The 17,486-nt window shown below is 35.3% G+C and carries 17 protein-coding genes and 1 tRNA gene; 9 read left to right on the forward strand and 9 right to left on the reverse strand.

Translation table 11 applies throughout. The features are described 5' to 3' along the window. Positions 1 to 34: 34 nt before the first annotated feature. Genes B0A80_RS04380 through dnaA form a run of 5 tightly spaced genes read right to left on the reverse strand, consistent with a single transcriptional unit; the run spans position 35 to position 4,302 of the window. Complete coding sequence (locus B0A80_RS04380; protein ID WP_089076554.1) at positions 35 to 1,162, reverse strand: methionine aminotransferase; 1,128 nt, start codon at positions 1,160 to 1,162, stop codon at positions 35 to 37. Between the two features lie 50 nt (positions 1,163 to 1,212). Continuing rightward, the gene (locus tag B0A80_RS04385) at positions 1,213 to 1,629 is read right to left on the reverse strand and encodes an energy transducer TonB (protein ID WP_089076555.1); all 417 of its coding nucleotides are present in this window, start codon (positions 1,627 to 1,629) and stop codon (positions 1,213 to 1,215) included. 20 nt (positions 1,630 to 1,649) lie between these two features. Next, entirely contained in the window at positions 1,650 to 2,363 is a 714-nt protein-coding gene (locus B0A80_RS04390; RefSeq protein ID WP_089076556.1) for an SAM-dependent methyltransferase, read from the reverse strand. A 34-nt stretch (positions 2,364 to 2,397) separates the two neighbouring features. Then, positions 2,398 to 2,865, reverse strand: coding sequence for a low molecular weight protein-tyrosine-phosphatase (locus tag B0A80_RS04395; protein ID WP_089076557.1), 468 nt, complete (start codon positions 2,863 to 2,865; stop codon positions 2,398 to 2,400). A 9-nt stretch (positions 2,866 to 2,874) separates the two neighbouring features. Then, positions 2,875 to 4,302 carry a chromosomal replication initiator protein DnaA gene (gene dnaA, locus B0A80_RS04400; protein WP_017498620.1) on the reverse strand — a complete coding sequence of 476 codons (1,428 nt, stop codon included), beginning with the start codon at positions 4,300 to 4,302 and terminating at the stop codon, positions 2,875 to 2,877. Positions 4,303 to 4,489: 187 nt separating this feature from the next. Between dnaA and B0A80_RS04405 the strand changes: the two genes are divergently transcribed. Further along, positions 4,490 to 4,894, forward strand: a complete 405-nt coding sequence (locus B0A80_RS04405) for an acyl-CoA thioesterase (RefSeq protein ID WP_070907522.1) — start codon at positions 4,490 to 4,492, stop codon at positions 4,892 to 4,894. Between the two features lie 31 nt (positions 4,895 to 4,925). Here B0A80_RS04405 and B0A80_RS04410 read toward each other — a convergent pair whose 3' ends face one another. From B0A80_RS04410 to ribD, 3 genes are all read right to left on the reverse strand, one after another. After that, positions 4,926 to 5,558: an IMPACT family protein gene (locus B0A80_RS04410; RefSeq protein ID WP_089076558.1), complete on the reverse strand. Its 633-nt coding sequence runs from the start codon at positions 5,556 to 5,558 to the stop codon at positions 4,926 to 4,928. A gap of 181 nt (positions 5,559 to 5,739) precedes the next feature. Next, entirely contained in the window at positions 5,740 to 6,342 is a 603-nt protein-coding gene (locus B0A80_RS04415) for an HAD family hydrolase (RefSeq protein WP_089076559.1), read from the reverse strand. Further along, complete coding sequence (ribD, locus tag B0A80_RS04420) at positions 6,335 to 7,384, reverse strand: bifunctional diaminohydroxyphosphoribosylaminopyrimidine deaminase/5-amino-6-(5-phosphoribosylamino)uracil reductase RibD (protein ID WP_089076560.1); 1,050 nt, start codon at positions 7,382 to 7,384, stop codon at positions 6,335 to 6,337. The genes B0A80_RS04415 and ribD overlap by 8 nt, the downstream gene beginning before the upstream one ends. Positions 7,385 to 7,493: 109 nt before the next feature. On the opposite strand from ribD, the gene B0A80_RS04425 reads away from it, so the two are divergent. Together B0A80_RS04425 and prmC are read left to right on the forward strand one after the other, a co-directional pair. Next, the gene (locus B0A80_RS04425) at positions 7,494 to 7,979 is read left to right on the forward strand and encodes a GNAT family N-acetyltransferase (protein WP_089076561.1); all 486 of its coding nucleotides are present in this window, start codon (positions 7,494 to 7,496) and stop codon (positions 7,977 to 7,979) included. Positions 7,980 to 8,064: 85 nt separating this feature from the next. Then, complete coding sequence (gene prmC / locus B0A80_RS04430) at positions 8,065 to 8,919, forward strand: peptide chain release factor N(5)-glutamine methyltransferase (RefSeq protein ID WP_089076562.1); 855 nt, start codon at positions 8,065 to 8,067, stop codon at positions 8,917 to 8,919. An 85-nt stretch (positions 8,920 to 9,004) separates the two neighbouring features. On the opposite strand, the gene B0A80_RS04435 is transcribed toward prmC, so the two are convergent. After that, positions 9,005 to 10,249 (reverse strand): ABC transporter permease, encoded by a 1,245-nt coding sequence (locus B0A80_RS04435; protein ID WP_070907516.1) that lies wholly within the window; start codon positions 10,247 to 10,249, stop codon positions 9,005 to 9,007. Between the two features lie 208 nt (positions 10,250 to 10,457). Between B0A80_RS04435 and hisS the strand changes: the two genes are divergently transcribed. The 6 genes from hisS to B0A80_RS04465 all read left to right on the forward strand — a co-directional run bounded on the left by hisS (position 10,458) and on the right by B0A80_RS04465 (position 17,483). Further along, on the forward strand, positions 10,458 to 11,885 hold the full coding sequence (gene hisS, locus B0A80_RS04440) for a histidine--tRNA ligase (RefSeq protein ID WP_017498611.1): 1,428 nt from the start codon (positions 10,458 to 10,460) through the stop codon (positions 11,883 to 11,885). Between the two features lie 748 nt (positions 11,886 to 12,633). Beyond that, positions 12,634 to 12,704: transfer RNA gene (locus B0A80_RS04445), tRNA-Trp, on the forward strand. Between the two features lie 484 nt (positions 12,705 to 13,188). Beyond that, entirely contained in the window at positions 13,189 to 13,767 is a 579-nt protein-coding gene (locus B0A80_RS04450; RefSeq protein WP_017495096.1) for a nucleotide exchange factor GrpE, read from the forward strand. A gap of 109 nt (positions 13,768 to 13,876) precedes the next feature. Then, positions 13,877 to 14,989, forward strand: coding sequence for a molecular chaperone DnaJ (gene dnaJ / locus B0A80_RS04455; RefSeq protein WP_017495097.1), 1,113 nt, complete (start codon positions 13,877 to 13,879; stop codon positions 14,987 to 14,989). Between the two features lie 169 nt (positions 14,990 to 15,158). Then, entirely contained in the window at positions 15,159 to 16,088 is a 930-nt protein-coding gene (locus B0A80_RS04460) for an ABC transporter ATP-binding protein (RefSeq protein ID WP_089076563.1), read from the forward strand. 78 nt (positions 16,089 to 16,166) lie between these two features. After that, positions 16,167 to 17,483, forward strand: a complete 1,317-nt coding sequence (locus B0A80_RS04465) for an ABC transporter permease (RefSeq protein WP_089076564.1) — start codon at positions 16,167 to 16,169, stop codon at positions 17,481 to 17,483. Positions 17,484 to 17,486 lie beyond the last annotated feature (3 nt).

Genomic DNA, 17,486 nt, shown 5'->3' on the forward strand with positions numbered 1-17,486 from the left:
CACGCATAATAATGTTATAAAATTTTAATAAACTTTAAATATCACCTAATTTTTTTGCGGCTGCTTCCAATGTAAAATTGTCTTTAGCAAAGCAAAAGCGGATTAGCTTTTGATCTTTGTGGTTGGAATAAAAAGTAGAAATCGGAATAGCGGCGACGCCATGTTCGGTGATTAATTTTTTACAGAAAGTAACATCGTCATCGTCTGAAATAGTAGCATAAGAAGCCACCTGAAAATAAGTTCCTTCGCAGGGTTTTAATTCAAATCGGCTATTTTGAAGTAGTTTTTGAAAATAATCCCTTTTTTCCTGATAGAACTTTCCAAGTAAATTGACATCAACAATCTCCAGATATTGACTGATGGCAGCCTGTGAAATACTATTCACACTAAAAACCAGAAACTGATGTACTTTTTTAATTTCCTTCATTAAATGTTCCGGAGCAACGGTGTAGCCAATTTTCCATCCCGTAATATGAAATGATTTTCCAAAAGAAGAAACCATGATACAACGGTTTAAAAGAAAATCTTTGGTATGTGCCGAAATGTGTTTTTCTTCAAAAGTAATGTATTCGTAAACTTCATCAGACAGGACAAGAAGGTCAGGGTGTTTGGATAATAATCTCTCTAAGTGAGAAAAATCATCCTGAGTCAAAATTTTACCTGTTGGATTATGCGGATTGTTGATGATAATCATCTTCGTTTTTGAAGAACAGGCTTTTTCTATTGTTTCCCAATTTGGGGTGTAATCGTCATTTAGTGCTACTCGCACTGGTTTTGCATTACATAATAAAACAGGAGATTCATACGAATCGTAGCTCGGATCCAGAATGATGACTTCATCACCGGTTTTGACCAAAGCCAAAATTGTAGTGAAAATTCCCTGAGTGGCCCCCGCTGTTACCAGAATTTCGGTTTCCGGATGAATGGTTCTGTTATAAGATTTCTGAACCAATTGTGCTATTTGTTCCATCAATGGAGGGAATCCTGCCATTGGAGTATATTGATGCACGTTTTCTTTTGCTAATCGCGCAATGATATCTGTCAATCTTTCATCAACAGGGAAATTCGGGAATCCTTGTGAGAGATTTATGGCGTTGTATTCCGCTGCCATTTTAGACATGACCGTAAAAATACTGGTGGTTACATTGGGAAGTTTACTCATGATAAAGTTTGATTAGGGGAAAACTTGTGAGTGATACAGATGAATTTTGTCTAGCTTATAGTTATCGCGCCTGTATTCAAGGTTCTTACTTCTTTTGTTTTATGCTTGCCGGGCTTCCATTTTGCAGCAGACTTTAAAACACGGGTTGCTTCATCTCCGGTTTTGAAACCAAGATCTCTTATGATTTTTATATCACTAATAGAACCGTCTTTTTCGATGATAAAAGTGAAGTAGATTTTTCCTGTTAGAGTTGGTTTTTCAGCGGGTTTTATAAAATTTCTGTTAAGGAAGGCAGTGAATTCAGTGACACCGCCAGGGTATTCGGGTTTTTCCTCTATTCCTTTGAGATCATAGACAGTATTGTCATTCGAAATTGAACTTGCTGTTGTTTTTTCAGATTCTTTATTGGTTTGCGAAAATGTAATTTGGGTAAAGCAGATCAGAAGTAGAAGAAGAAACTTTTTCATTATGAATACGGTTTAATAGTTTACATTTTATGAATAATAAAAATGGTAGGGCGTTTGTCAATATCTATTTTTAGCTTTTTCCAATCAGAAACCCGCATTGTTTTAATGAATTCTGTTGGTAAAGTAATATCTGTTGCAATACAAAGATGTGTTGACGGATTTAAAATCTGTAAAAGATCTTCGATTAATTTGTTGTTTCTATACGGAGTTTCAATAAAAAGCTGTGATTGGTTTTTATCTTGTGATAATCTTTCGAAATGACGAATTGCTGATTTTTTTTCGTCTTTATCAATAGGCAAATAGCCATTGAAAGTAAAGCTTTGTCCGTTCATTCCGGAAGCCATCATGGCTAATAAAATAGAAGATGGTCCCACTAAAGGTACCACCTGAATTCCTTTTTCATGTGCCAGTTTTACAATTACGGCACCGGGATCAGCAACACCGGGACAGCCGGCTTCGCTCATTAATCCAACATTTTTTCCTTCCAGTAAAGGTTTGATGAAATCTAAATGTTCGCTTGTTTCTGTACGTTTATTAAGGGTAAAAAGAATCAGTTCTGATTGTTTTTTTTCCGGCGAGACTGCTTTTATGGATTTACGGGCCGTTTTTTCGTTTTCAACAATATAGTGATCTATAAAATCGATACTTCTTTTGACAGTTTGAGGTAAAACATCCATAGGGTCGCTTTCGCCCATTGTTGTTGGAATTAAGTATAGTTTTCCCAGGAGTTTCATAGATGTCTTTTTATTTTGTTAGGAAAAGAAGAGCTTATGAATGTTTTTCGATAAGTTTCTTCGAGATGATATCGGTTACTTCGTCTAACATTTGATATACATTTTCAAATCCGTTGGTAACGCCAAAGTAAGGATCCGGAACATCTACGTTTTCATCGGGAAATAATTCGTCTAAAATCAGACGGACTTTGTTTTTATGTTCTTCAGTTTGAGCCAGTTTTATAACGTCGTCATAATTAGAAGAATCCATCACATAGATGTAATCAAAAGTATTGAAGTCAGCAGGTTTGAATTGTCTTCCTTTTTGGTTTCCAATGTCCAGGCCATTTTTTTTGGCTACTGCTATAGATCGTTTATCAGGGGAGTGTCCTACATGCCAGGATCCGGTTCCGGCTGAGTCAACGATGAAATTATTTTTGGGTAATTTTGAAGCTAAAATACCTTCAGCTAAAGGTGATCTGCAAATGTTTCCCAAACAAACCATTAAAATTTTTACTGGCATGATGCGCGTTTATAGCGTTAGTTTTTTGTTGATGTCTTCGACAAATTTTTTGAATTGTTTGTCTGTAGAAACTAAATTGTCAACTGTTTTGCAAGCGTGTAATACGGTAGCGTGGTCGCGATCTCCAATTTGTGAGCCAATGTTTGCCAAAGAAGCTTTTGTGAATTTCTTTGCAAAAAACATGGCCAATTGTCTCGCTTGTACCACGTGCCTCTTTCGGGTTTTAGATTGAAGTGTTTCAACATCCAACTGGAAATAATCAGACACAATTTTTTGAATATAATCGATAGAGATTTCTCTCTTTACATTTTTAACAAATTTCTCTACAACACTTTTGGCTAACTCAATAGTAACTTCTTTTTTATTGAATGAAGACTGAGCAATTAAGGAAATAATGGCTCCCTCTAATTCTCTAACGTTACTCTTGATGTTACGTGCCACATATTCAATAATATCTTCCGGCATTTCAACACCATCACGATATAGTATGTTTTTTAAGATAGAGATGCGAGTCTCGTAATCCGGTTGGTGCAGCTCGGCAGAAAGCCCCCATTTGAAACGGGATAATAAACGCTGCTCGATATCCTGCATGTCAACAGGTGCCTTGTCAGAAGTAAGGATTACCTGTTTTCCGTTTTGATGTAAATAATTGAAAATATGGAAAAATACATCCTGAGTTCCTGATTTTCCGGATAAAAACTGAACGTCGTCAATAATTAAAACATCGATTAACTGATAAAAATGAATAAAATCATTACGATTGTTCTTTTTAACAGAATCAATATATTGCTGCGTGAAAATTTCGGCAGAAATGTATAAAACCGTTTTTTCAGGGTATTTGTCTTTTACTTCCACACCTATAGCATGTGCCAAGTGTGTTTTTCCTAATCCAACTCCTCCAAAAATCAATAACGGATTAAAGGAAGTTCCTCCAGGCTTGTTGGCAACTGCCATACCTGCAGAACGGGCTAAACGGTTTGAATCTCCTTCAAGGAAATTATCAAAACTGTAATTTGGATTTAACTGAGATTCAATTTTTAAATTTCGGATTCCCGGAATTACAAACGGATTCTTAAGTTCAGGATTTAGGTTTTTAAACGGAGCATCAACCTCTTGAGGTTTCATTGGAACTCTGTTGGAACTTGGCAGCTGCTCGGTAAACGGCTGTTTATTTCCATAAGTGTTCTCCATTTTAATTTTATAGAGTAACTTTGCGTTTTTTCCCAGTTCTTTGGTAAGTGCAACTTTCAATAATTTTACGTAATGCTCTTCGAGCCATTCGTAGAAAAATTTACTTGGTACTTGAATGTATAACGCGTTATCGGTTAGTTCAACTGACTTGATTGGCTCAAACCAAGTTTTGTATGCTTGATCTTGAATATTGTCCTTTATAAAAGACAAACAGTTTTCCCATACCGATTGAGCAGTTTTAGTCATAGATTCAAATAAATTTTCTTATTATTGATAAAGATTCTCCTAATAAAAAAGGAGCAGTTTTATTCCGTATTTCGGGATAACAAATATGTGAACAAATTTCTGTAAAAAAAAATATTTTGAAGTCTAATTTTATAAAAAAAAGTTGTAAGTAAACTTTTTAAACTTAATTTTTTTTAATCTGAAAATAATGAAAAATCATCAAACGCAAGTGCGTGTCCGTTACTCTGAAACCGATCAAATGGGCGTTGTTTATCACGGAAATTATGTGCCATATTTTGAGATTGGACGAGTGGAATGGCTTAGAAATAAAGGGATTTCGTATAAAAGCATGGAAGAAAGCGGTATTGGATTGCCAATTGTTTCAATGCAGATAAATTATAAAAAATCGGCACGTTACGATGAGCTTCTTACTATTCATACAGCTTTCAAAAGTCAGTCATCTGTTAAGATTGAATTTGATTGTGCAATCTATAATGAAGCAGATGAGTTATTAACAACTGCTGTGTTTATTTTAGTATTTATTTCGTTAAAAACGGGTCGTCCTACAGCGCCTCCAGATTACATTTTAGAATTATTTAAAACACTGGTATAATTGTTAAAATGTGACGGCTTTTAATGTCAAATTATATAATTTTAATATCGATTTCAAACATTAAATCAAAAATGTCGAATATTGTTTCGGCATTTTTTTTTCGTGTTTTGGTTGTTATTTTGCCAATTGGAAGTCCTGAGTCTTCATTAATCTCCATTTCCTGAGCTGTAATTTCCAGTTTTTTTTCTTTTATAACCCGCATTACCCGATTCATATTTTTGTAATCAAAAGAGATTAAAAAGTGAATGTCTATTGTCTTTTCTATAATCTCACAGGCTTCCAGCGCCATTTGTGCTGTTGTTTTGTAAGCAGTGATCAGGCCACCAACGCCTAGTTTAATTCCTCCATAAATCCGAACTACTACTATTAAAACGTTGGTTACGCCAAAAGATTGTATCTGTCCGTAAATTGGTGCGCCTGCAGTGTTACTGGGTTCTCCGTCGTCATTGGCGCGGTAGGAAATTTTGGGCGCGGTTCCTAATTGGTAAGCATAACAATAATGTACGGCATGGGGATGCTGCTTTTTTAAGTTCTCAATAATAGGTTTTACCTCGTCTTCACTTTCGATAGGATAGGCATAGCCAAAGAATTTGCTGCTTTTTTCTTTTAAAAGCACTTCTTCAGATTCAAAAGAAATGGTCTGGTACGTATCGTTAATTTCCAAATTGAGTTTGATTTTTTTTAGCCACTGATTAAAAAAGATTAAATGGATTTTATCTTTTTGTGTTTATGATTGATTTCTAAGCTAGGGTTGATTTTTTAGTCACAGATTATAATTGTAATGAAATCGGCGCAATCGGCGTAAAAAGAATTATTTTAATCATTTTAATCTGTGGCAGAAAACGTTAAAGGATTTGTTTGTCAAATAAATCAATAACATCTTCTTGTCCAACTTGTAAATTCCAGACATGAAATCCCAGTGCTGCGGCTGAATCTGTATTTTCTTTTTTATCGTCTACAAACAAAGTTCTTTTTGGGGATAGTTCGTGTTTGTTGATGAGATATTGAAAGACTTCTGCATTTGGTTTTCGCATGCCAATTTCAAATGAAAAATAAACTTTTTCAAAGCATTGATAAAAATCACTGTAAAACGAAATACCAGTTTTACTTTCGAAAGTTTCAATATGTATAGAGTCAGTATTACTCAATAGAAACAAGCGGTATTTTTGAGACAACAGTTGTAAAAATTCCAGTCGGTATAACGGGAAGTCTGCTAAAATGGCGTTCCAAGCTTCCAGAATTTGTTCCGTAGTGGCATTTGGAAGTTGTTTTTGAAAGCCCGTCAGAAAATCCTCAGTTGAAATGTCTCCGGTTTCAAACAAAAGATTCAATTGATCTAATTCTGCATTCCATTCTTTTAGTCCTAATTTCTGCAATCCCGAAATAGTTGCCTGTTTGTTCAGATTGATGAAAATATCTCCAAAGTCAAAAATTATAGTATCAATCATGATTTCTAATGTTTAATAATTCGTCGTCGAGAATATTGGTTTTTGTCACGTTTTCTTTTGGAATAAGTGGTGCTTTAGTTCCGTTTTTGAAAGAGGTTTTTCCAATAAAAATGCGGGCTTCGTCCCAAATATTCTGGTCTATAAAGGATTGTAAAGTCTTAGCGCCTCCTTCGATAATAACAGACTGAATCTGATTTTGATACAAAGCTGTTGTGATCTGCGGTACAATGCTACGTTCAAAATCGATTACTGTAAAGGTAGTGTTTTCTGTTGGAAGGCTGGTTTCAGATTTTGTAAATACGATGGTTTTTATGCTATCGTCAAAAACAAAACTGTCTTTCGAAATGCGGTTATTTTGATCCAAAATAACCCTCACCGGATTATTCCCTGACCAATCTCTGGTATTTAATTTCGGGTTGTCATCAATAACAGTTTGTGTTCCCGCTAAAATTGCCTGTTCTTCACTTCTCCATTTGTGAACCAATTGTCTGGAATAGGAATTGGTAATCCAAATTGGTTCTCTTTCTGCATCTTTTTGTTTTTCAGGAGATAAAAAACCATCCTGACTTTCGGCCCATTTTAATAGTATATAAGGTCTCTGTTTTTGGTGAAAAGTAAAAAAGCGTTTATTAAGTTCGTAACATTCTTTTTCTAAAACTCCAACAGTAACATTTGTTCCGGCTTCGATTAGTTTTTTGATGCCCTTTCCTGCTACTTTTTCATTGGGATCAACAGTTCCAACAACCACATGTGGAATTTTATGTTCTATAATTAAGTCACAGCATGGAGGTGTCTTCCCAAAATGGCTGCAAGGTTCTAAACTAACGTATATCGTCGCTTTGCTTAACAGTGATTTGTCTTTTACAGAACGTACGGCATTAACCTCTGCATGTGGTTCTCCCGCTTTTTTGTGCCAGCCTTCTCCGATGATCTGATTGTTGTAAACAATTACGCTCCCAACCATGGGGTTTGGATAAGTAGTTCCAAAACCATTTTGAGCCAGTTCGATGCAGCGTTTTATGTATTTTTCATGTATATTCACGATACAAAAGTAGTTAATTTTGAGTTTAGTCCCGATAGTTTTGGGGGAGTTAAGCAACTATCGAAAAAGTATTTTTACTTTTGTAATGACATTAAAGGAGTAATGAAATATGGAAAATTGGACTATTAGAGCTATTAAAAAAGAAGACAATCAGGCAGTTGCACATTTAATACGATCCGTATTTGATGAAATGGAAATACCTAAAGTAGGAACTGCTTATGAAGATCCGTATTTAGATTTAATGTTTGAAGAATACAATAAGCCGAAATCAGTTTATTATGTGGTTGAAAAGGAAGGTGAAATTATAGGCTGCTGTGGAATTGCGCCTTTAGAAAATGGTTCTCCGGAGATTTGTGAGTTGCAGAAGATGTATTTCTTGCCGAAAACCAGGGGCTTGGGAATTGGAAGTGTGATGATGAAGAAGTGTTTAGAGCAAGCGAAAATTTTTGGTTTTGAAAAATGTTATATCGAGACGATGCCTTTTATGCATGCCGCGCAAAAATTATATGTAAAATCAGGTTTTGAATATTTAGAAGCTCCTATGGGTAACACAGGTCACAGTTCCTGTCCTGTTTGGATGTTGAAAAAATTATAGGAAATTAGTGTAGCAAATTAACGTTACAATACTTATCTTGTAATACGGTTGCCCTTGGCTGAAAAATAATGCTCAAATACCCAAAATGAAAATCAAACAATATCGGACTCAGTTCATTAAAGATTTATCACCCTTTTACGATGCGTATGAAGCGGAAAGTTTTTTTTATTTAATTCTTGAAGATAAGCATCAATTACGACAAATTGATTTGGCATTGAATCATGAATTGGCTTTTTCAGAAGATGATTTTCTGATTTGGGATTTTTTAGTACTGCAATTAAAGAAAGAAGTTCCGATTCAGTATTTGTTAGGTAAAACCCATTTTTACGGCTTAGATTTCGAAGTCAATGAAAATGTTCTGATTCCCCGTCCCGAAACAGAAGAGTTGGTGGAATGGATTGTTAATGATAATTCAGGAGGAACTAAATCAAAAAAAATCAAGATCCTTGATATTGGAACCGGCAGTGGCTGCATTGCCATTTCTTTGGCAAAAAACCTTCCCCATGCAGAAGTGTATGCAATTGACGTTTCTAAAAAAGCAATAGCAACGGCTAAAAGAAATGCAGTCCGGAATAAAGTTGAAGTTACTTTTATGCTTCAGAATATTTTAGAGGCAGAAGAATTGAAGCACAACTTTGATATCATTGTTTCAAATCCGCCTTATGTACGGAATTTAGAAAAAGAAGAGATTAAAAAGAATGTTTTGGACTATGAGCCGCATTTAGCTCTTTTTGTAGACGATAACGATGCTTTGATTTTTTACAGAAAAATAGCTGAACTGGCCAGGGAAAATCTTTTGCAAAACGGACAATTGTACTTCGAAATCAATCAGTATCTGGGGAAAGAGATGATTGATTTATTGGAAAAGATGAATTTCAATAATATTGAACTGAAAAAAGATATTTACGATAATGATCGTATGATTAAGGGAACTGTTTGAGTTTGCAGTCGCAGTCTCAATTTTTAGTCTCAGTCTCAGTTTTCAGTCTTACAACTAACTGCAAACTGTAACTGTAAACTAGAAATTATTCATATCGTAATGCTTCAATCGGATCCAGTTGTGATGCTTTTATTGCCGGATACAGACCGGAAACAATGGCAACCATAAAACTGGTAGCAAAAGCAGCAAAGATAGCTACCCAAGGAATTACAAAAGCAAAACTCATCGCGGCTGCAAAGGCAAATCCAACAAGAATTCCTAATACAATACCAACCAAGCCGCCTATTTGACCAATTAATAAGGTTTCGATAAAAAACTGTACTGAAATCGTTATTTTGGTTGCTCCCAGGGCTTTTCGAACGCCAATTTCACGGGTTCGTTCTGTAACCGAAACAATCATAATGTTCATTAAAGCAATTGATGACCCCAGAATCGTGATGATACTAATAATCCAGGAGGCCCATCCGAGATATTTGGTGATTCCCAGAATTCGGTTAATTAAATCGTCACTTCTCCCAATACCAAAATTGTTGTCACGAACAGGGCTTAATTTGCGAACCCTGCGCATCGTACTTGTGGCATTGTCTACAGCTTCGTCCAAAAGTTCTTTTTTTGAAACCATCACGCTAATGGTGTAGTTGATTTTTGGTGTAGTAAACAAAGATCGTGCGACCTGAATTGGAATTAAAACACGTAAATCCTGACTGTTACCGAAGGTTGAGCCTTTTTCTTTTAAAACACCGATCACTTTGAATCGGGCACCGCGGATAGAGATAATTTTATCAATTGGGTTAACGTCTTTTAGTAAGCCTTTTTCAAAATCAGAACCTACAACACACGAGTAAGTATTGTTTTCAATGTCGAATTGGTTGAAAGAACGGCCTAAAGTAGTTTCCAGACCTGAATTAGAGATAAAATGCTCGTCGACACCAACAATCGTAATTTCCGGATCGGTTTTTTGGTCTGAATATTTTACTTCAGCTTTAGAGGTAGCGGTAAAAGAAAGTGAAGTTTCGGTAAAAGGATATTTGTATTTATTTTTGAAGGCTACTGCCTCCGGGTAAGAAATAATCGGATTGATGATTTCGCGTTCGTTTCCTCCTCTGTTTTTTAGATTGTTTTCGTATTGATTGATGTTAAAGGTGTTGGCACCCATGGATGCAAAATTGGTCGAAACCGTATTTTCAAGTGCCGTAACGACCGTCAGGATTCCTACCAAAGCAGTAATTCCGATAGCAATAATTAAAACGGTAAGAATCGTACGCAGCAATTGAGTTTTGATAGAACCAAAAGCAATTCGGATATTTTCTTTAAATAATTTTAGCATCATGATCTATTTGTCACGAAAATACGTTTTTTGTTACAAGTTTGTTTTCGAAGTGGTATTATTTATTTTAAAAAGTAAGATATTTGCAGTCGTTCAGAATCTGAGAAAAGGAAGTTCTGAAAAGACAGTAATTCATAAGGAGATTTTTAAATTTTAAGATTCAAAAAAAATCTAATAATCTAAAGATCCAAAAATCTAATAATCTAAAAAAATGGCTTCAAAACCAAGCATACCACAAGGAACAAGAGATTTTTCACCGGCGGAGGTGTCAAAACGTCAATATATTATTCAGGTTATCAAACATAATTTTGAGAAATTTGGCTTTCAGCCGATTGAAACCCCTTCATTTGAAAATTCAGATACTTTGATGGGGAAGTACGGGGAAGAAGGAGATCGTTTGATTTTTAAAATATTAAATTCAGGAAATTTTTTCTACAATAAAAGTAAAATTGAACTGCCAAAATCTATCGAGCAGCTTCAGGCTGTTTCTGCTGATAAAATTACTATTGCAGAAAGAGTTGAATTAAATTCGTTTACAAAACAAATTTCTGAAAAAGCATTGCGTTATGACTTAACAGTTCCATTTGCGAGATATGTGGTGCAACACCAGAATGAAATCGAGTTTCCGTTTAAAAGATATCAGATTCAGCCGGTTTGGAGAGCTGATCGTCCGCAAAAAGGGCGTTTTAGAGAGTTTTTCCAGTGTGATGCCGATGTGGTGGGCTCAAAATCGTTGTGGCAGGAAGTAGAATTGGTGCAATTATACGATACCGTTTTTACTGCATTAGGTTTAGAAGGGGTAACCATTAAAATCAATAACAGAAAAATTTTATCCGGAATTGCTGAGGTGATTGGTGCTTCTGATAAATTAATTGATTTTACGGTGGCTCTTGATAAACTGGATAAAATCGGTGAAGATGGTGTGAAAAAAGAAATGATCGAGAATGGTATTTCTGAAGAAGCATTGGTAAAAGTGCAGCCTCTTTTTAGTTTTACCGGAACTTTTGCAGATAAAATCAATCAGCTTTCAGATTTATTAGCAGCGTCAGAAGAAGGAATGAAAGGTGTGGAGGAGCTTAAATTTATTTGTGACAATGTGGCAACTTTAGGATTGTCGACAGCTACTTTAGATTTAGATGTGACTCTTGCTCGTGGATTAAACTATTATACCGGAGCCATTTTCGAAGTAGCGGCTCCAAAATCAGTTTCGATGGGTTCTATCGGAGGTGGTGGAAGATACGACGATTTGACGGGTATTTTTGGTTTGAAAAATATGAGTGGTGTTGGAATTTCTTTCGGACTAGATCGTATTTATTTGGTTTTAGAAGAACTTCAGTTGTTCCCGGAAACTGTTTCGGCGACTTCAAAAGCATTGTTTATTAATTACGGAGATGCAGAGGCTTTGTATGCGTCACAGGCCATTCAGAAATTACGTCAGGAAAATATAAAAGTAGAGCTTTATCCGGATAACGTAAAAGTAGGGAAACAGTTTCAATATGCTGATAAAAGACTGATTCCTTTCGCGGTAATTGCGGGAGATCAGGAAATCGCTTCGAATTCGTATTCACTTAAAAACCTGGTAACAGGCGAGCAGATTACGGTAGATTTTGAAGGATTGAAAAATGCTTTGCTGGCTTAGATTTTTATGCTGAAATAAAATATTTTTTTGCGCAGATTCAGTCGAATTTGCGCATTTTTTTTACTTAAACGAGATCTAAAAAAGGAATAATTCGAGAATTCGTAACAGAAAGGAGACAAGTCTGACGTGATTATTTTTCACGCAGATTCGGCAGATTCGGCAGATTTTTTGTTTTTGCGTAAGCTTGTTAAGAACTAATTCGGGAATTCGTGGCGGAAGGGAGACAAGTCTGACTTGATTATTTTTCACGCAGATTCGGCAGATTAAGCAAATTTTTTGTTTTTACGTAAGCTTGTTAAGAAATAATTCGCGAATTCGTGGCAGAAAGGAGATAAGTCTGGTGTGATTTTTTTCACGCAGATTCGGCAGATTAAGTAGATTTTTTGTTTTTACGTAAGCTTGTTAAGAACTAATTCGAGAATTCGTGGCGGAAGGGAGACAAGTCTGGTGTGATTTTTTTCACGCAGATTCGGCAGATTAAGCAGATTTTTTGTTTTTATGTAGGCTTGTTAAGAATTAATTCGTGAATTCGTGGCTAAAAAAAGATAAGTTTGGCTTGATTTTTACTTCAAGCAGATTTACTTTTACATCCGTTAGTAAATGGTCTGTTCAAAGAATGTTTTTTGTAATTCGTTGCAGAAGAAAAAGTTAGGTAAAGAGCTGTAGTGTTGCTGATTTTTTATTGAATTAAAAGCGGTGAAATAGTTGCCGGAAGAGAAAAAAAACGTTTAATTTGCGACTTCAAAATACGGGCGTAGTTCAAGGGTAGAATAGCGGTCTCCAAAACCGTTGATGGGGGTTCGAATCCCTCCGCCCGTGCAATAATAGTCTTGCTTCCTCTGTTTAAGATTATTGCTTTACTGACTTAGTTCTTTATGTCAGTTGGATAAATTGGAGGTTTTTTGTCTCTCATAGATTCTGTAAATTTATTTTGGTTGAAAAGTCACATTAGAAATAATTCGCGAATTCGAGGTGGTCAAAAAATGTTCTAACACAATCACAAAAGAAATCATAAAAAAAAGCTTCGTCTCATAAGGCGAAGCTTTTTTTAATATAAGGTAAACTTGAATTAATAATTATTTACAAAGCCGAGGCTAACCCTTAAATTCAATTTTGATAGGTAATAATTTAGTTTTCAATTGGATTTCAAATATACTATAATCTATATCGTGATAGTCTTAAAATTATACTAAATTTTAAAAGGCTGTTTTTACTTTTTAAATGACTCAGTTTTAATAAAGTGACAATTTGACATTTTGAAAGATTTGGCAGTACTTTTGCAATCCAAAAGAAAGAATAAAAAATGAAGTTTAAGAATATTTTTAAAAATAAAAGTAATATGACTACGGAAAATACAGAATTCGATCAGGAATTAGATGATGTAACGTTAGAGAACAACGCCAACGGTGAGCAGTTAATTGTTGAAGAATTAAGTGTTGAAGAGCAATTGGCTCAAGACTTGGCAAAAGAAAAAGATAAGTTTTTGAGACTATTTGCTGAATTCGAAAATTACAAAAAAAGAACTTCAAAAGAGCGTATCGATTTGTTTAAAACTGCAAATCAAGATGTTTTATTGGCCATGTTGCCAGTTTTAGATGATTTTGACAGAGCTATAGTAGAGATCAATAAATCGGAAGATGAAACTTTGACAAAAGGAGTTGAATTGATTCATGAAAAATTAAAAAATACTTTAGTTTCTAAAGGTTTAGAGCAAGTTGAATTAAAAGCAGGTGATGCTTTTGATGCTGATTTTGCTGAGGCAATTACCCAAATTCCGGCTCCGTCTGAGAAATTAAAAGGGAAAATTGTTGATGTTATCGAAAAAGGTTACAAATTAGGAGACAAAATTATTCGTTTCCCTAAAGTTGTTATCGGGAACTAAGAAAAGCAAATGACATATTCTGAAAGTCAATTTTTAAAAGTATTGGAATTCGGAATTTTAAGTTTGGACACAAGCGCTAGCGAACTGGCGAAGCAATTTAACCTAAATTATGAAAAAAGATTTTTACGAAATACTAGGCATTTCAAAAAATGCTGACGCTGCCGAAATTAAAAAAGCTTATAGAAAAAGTGCATTAAAATATCATCCGGATAAAAATCCGGGCGACAAAGAGGCAGAAGAAAACTTTAAATTAGCGGCAGAAGCTTATGAAGTACTAAGCGATCCGAACAAAAAAGCGAAATACGATCAGTACGGACATCAGGCATTTGATGGTTCTGGCGGATTTGGCGGTGGTCACGGTGGTATGAATATGGATGACATTTTCAGCCAGTTTGGTGATATTTTTGGCGGTGGATTTGGTGGTTTCGGCGGAGGCGGAGGCGGTGGCCCTCGTCGTGCTAAAGGAAGCAATCTTCGAATTAAAGTTAAACTGACTTTAGAAGAAATTGCAAATGGTGTTGAGAAAAAAGTAAAAGTAAAACGTAAAGTTCAGGCTAAAGGAGTTACCTATAAAACATGTTCGACTTGTAACGGTCAGGGACAGGTAATGCGTGTAACCAACACTATTTTAGGAAGAATGCAATCTGCGTCAACTTGTCCTACTTGTGGCGGATCTGGTCAGATTTTAGATAAAAGACCATCTGAAGCGGATGCTCAGGGAATGGTTTTGGAAGACGAAACTGTTTCAATCAAAATTCCTGCGGGTGTGGTAGATGGTATGCAGTTAAAAGTTTCTAATAAAGGAAATGATGCTCCGGGAAACAGTATTCCTGGTGATTTAATTGTTGCTATTGAAGAATTGGAACATGAGTTTCTGAAACGTGAAGGCGAAAACATTCATTACGATTTATACATCAGTTTCCCGGAAGCCGTTTTAGGAGTTTCTAAAGACATCGAAGCAATTAATGGAAAAGTTCGTATCAAATTAGAAGAAGGAATTCAATCCGGAAAAATCTTAAGATTAAAAGGAAAAGGTATTCCAAGTATCAATGGTTACGGAAGTGGAGACTTGTTAGTTCATGTAAATGTATGGACACCAAAAACGTTGAACAAAGAGCAAAAACAATTTTTTGAAAATGCACTTAACGACGATCACTTTATTCCGAGTCCTGAAAAATCAGAAAAATCATTTTTTGAAAAGGTAAAAGATATGTTTTCATAAATCGGACTTTTTCTAAAAGGAATCAACAATAAATTTAAGGAACCCATTCTATAGCAAACCGTAGAATGGGTTTTTTGTGTGAATAGTACAAGATTTCGATACTATTTATTTACTTTTACATCCATAATGCCACAATGGTCAAACTGACGCAGAAAATCTTAATTATAGCATGAGCAACTTACTCGAAGTACATAAAGTCGTAAAACAATACGGTGATTATGTAGCGCTTAACGAAGTTTCATTAAATGTACCAAAAGGTAGTATTTATGGACTACTAGGTCCCAATGGAGCCGGAAAAACTTCCCTGATCCGAATTATAAATCAAATTACTTTACCTGACGGTGGTGAAGTGATTTTGGATGGAGAAAAATTACAGCCCAAACACATACAACATATTGGTTATCTTCCTGAAGAAAGAGGATTGTATACTTCGATGAAAGTTGGAGAACAATGTTTGTATCTGGCTCAAATGAAAGGACTTTCTAAAGCTGAGGCAAAATTACAATTAGAATATTGGTTTGACCGTCTTGGAATTCAAGGCTGGTGGAACAAGAAAATTCAGGAGCTTTCTAAAGGAATGGCGCAAAAAATTCAGTTTGTAGTATGTGTGCTGCACAAGCCTAAATTGCTGATTTTTGACGAGCCTTTTTCGGGATTTGATCCTGTGAATGCAAACGTAATTAAAGATGAAATTCTGGCACTTAAAGAACAGGGAGCTACCATTATTTTTTCGACACACCGTATGGAAAGTGTAGAAGAACTATGTGATCATATTGCCTTAATTCATAAATCAAATAAACTGATTGAAGGAAAAGTAAGTGATGTTAAGCGTCAATTCCGAACCAATAGTTTTGAAGTGGGTATTCTAACGGATAATGTAGAAGGCCTGATGTATGACATTACACAAAAATTCACCGTGTCGCCGGCAAGTTTTAAATCCTTAAATGACGATCTGAAACTGGATATTCAAATTGGAGACGCAGCGCCAAATGAGCTATTGCATTTACTAACGCAACGCGGACAGGTTACCCATTTTGTAGAAAAAATACCAAGCATAAACGATATTTTTATTCAAACAGTTACCGAAAACAAAAAATAAAATTCCAAAAAATAAATTCCAAATTCCAATTTTGATCGCTCTGAAACTGGAATTTGGAATTTGAAAATTAAAATATTTATGAGCATCATTTCTTTGATTATAAAAAGAGAATTTATTGCAAAAGTACGCAATAAGTCTTTTGTTGTCATGACCTTTTTGAGTCCGTTATTGTTTGTGGCAATCGCAGGATTCATTGGGTATCTGAGTTCAATGAAAGCAGAGACGAAAAGAATCGCCATTCATGACGAAACAGGTTTGTTTGCACAGGATTTTCTAAAACAGAATAAGGAAGAAGCCGAGTTTAAATACCTCAATTTGTCTGAAATTGATACAAAAGCTCTAAAAGACAGTATTACTAACGAAAGCTTTGACGGTTTAATTGTTATTCCAAAAACCGGTAAATTATCAGATTTAGAAAGTAAAATTGAGTTTATTTCGAATAACAGTCCCAGTATTTCTTTTGTCGAAAAAACACAGGATGTAATTGCATCAAAAATTACCAAAATAAATCTTGAAACGGCAAAACTGGATACTTTGGCCATTCAGAAAGCGCAATCGGATGTGAATATTCATTTGGTAAAAGCATCCGGAGAAGAGAGTTTAAAAGGATTGAATGAGATAAAAATCGGAATAGGAGGTGCTTTTGGGTATCTGATTATGATGTTTATTATCATTTACGGCAATATGGTCATGCGAAGTGTGATTGAAGAAAAAACCAACCGAATCATCGAAATTATTATTTCGTCGGTAAAACCATTTCAGCTGATGATTGGTAAAATTGTGGGAACTTCACTTGCAGGATTGCTTCAATTTATGATTTGGGCCATCATAGGTTTAGGATTAATGTTTGCAGCATCGGCTTTTTTTGGAGTAAATGTTGGTCCAACAGCCAGAATCTCACCGGAATTAATGCAGTCTGCCCAGCATGAAATGTCGGGAACAGCTCAAATGTATATTCGCGAATTATGGAATTTACCAATTGCCAGTATTATCATTGGCTTTGTGATTTATTTCATCGGAGGATATTTTTTATACAGTTCGTTTTACGCAGCTATCGGTGCTGCAGTGGACAATCAAACGGACTCGCAGCAATTTCTTTTGCCGATCATTATGCCGTTGATTTTGAGTGTCTATGTTGGTTTTTTTACGGTTGTAAATGATCCTCACGGAACCATTGCTGTGGTATTCTCGATGATTCCGCTAACCTCGCCAATTGTTATGTTAATGCGACTTCCGTTTGGAGTGCCGTGGTGGCAAATTGCGATTTCGGTATCATTATTGTTTGCTACCTTTTTCCTTGTAGTATGGTTCGCCGCCAAAATTTACCGAATAGGGATTTTAATGTACGGCAAAAAACCAACCTGGAAAGAATTGTATAAATGGCTTAAATATTAATTT

This window comes from Flavobacterium tructae (assembly GCF_002217475.1).
Classification (GTDB): Bacteria; Bacteroidota; Bacteroidia; order Flavobacteriales; family Flavobacteriaceae; genus Flavobacterium; species Flavobacterium tructae.

Coding starts and splice junctions, on each gene's coding strand:
- B0A80_RS04435 (WP_070907516.1), bottom strand. CDS start 10,249: ATGATGCTAAAATTATTTAAAGAAAATATCCGAATTGCTTTTGGTTCT.
- B0A80_RS04395 (WP_089076557.1), bottom strand. CDS start 2,865: ATGCCAGTAAAAATTTTAATGGTTTGTTTGGGAAACATTTGCAGATCA.
- B0A80_RS04405 (WP_070907522.1), top strand. CDS start 4,490: ATGAAAAATCATCAAACGCAAGTGCGTGTCCGTTACTCTGAAACCGAT.
- B0A80_RS04425 (WP_089076561.1), top strand. CDS start 7,494: ATGGAAAATTGGACTATTAGAGCTATTAAAAAAGAAGACAATCAGGCA.
- dnaJ (WP_017495097.1), top strand. CDS start 13,877: ATGAAAAAAGATTTTTACGAAATACTAGGCATTTCAAAAAATGCTGAC.
- B0A80_RS04450 (WP_017495096.1), top strand. CDS start 13,189: ATGAAGTTTAAGAATATTTTTAAAAATAAAAGTAATATGACTACGGAA.
- B0A80_RS04385 (WP_089076555.1), bottom strand. CDS start 1,629: ATGAAAAAGTTTCTTCTTCTACTTCTGATCTGCTTTACCCAAATTACA.
- B0A80_RS04390 (WP_089076556.1), bottom strand. CDS start 2,363: ATGAAACTCCTGGGAAAACTATACTTAATTCCAACAACAATGGGCGAA.
- B0A80_RS04415 (WP_089076559.1), bottom strand. CDS start 6,342: ATGATTGATACTATAATTTTTGACTTTGGAGATATTTTCATCAATCTG.
- B0A80_RS04380 (WP_089076554.1), bottom strand. CDS start 1,162: ATGAGTAAACTTCCCAATGTAACCACCAGTATTTTTACGGTCATGTCT.
- B0A80_RS04465 (WP_089076564.1), top strand. CDS start 16,167: ATGAGCATCATTTCTTTGATTATAAAAAGAGAATTTATTGCAAAAGTA.
- prmC (WP_089076562.1), top strand. CDS start 8,065: ATGAAAATCAAACAATATCGGACTCAGTTCATTAAAGATTTATCACCC.
- hisS (WP_017498611.1), top strand. CDS start 10,458: ATGGCTTCAAAACCAAGCATACCACAAGGAACAAGAGATTTTTCACCG.
- B0A80_RS04460 (WP_089076563.1), top strand. CDS start 15,159: ATGAGCAACTTACTCGAAGTACATAAAGTCGTAAAACAATACGGTGAT.
- dnaA (WP_017498620.1), bottom strand. CDS start 4,302: ATGACTAAAACTGCTCAATCGGTATGGGAAAACTGTTTGTCTTTTATA.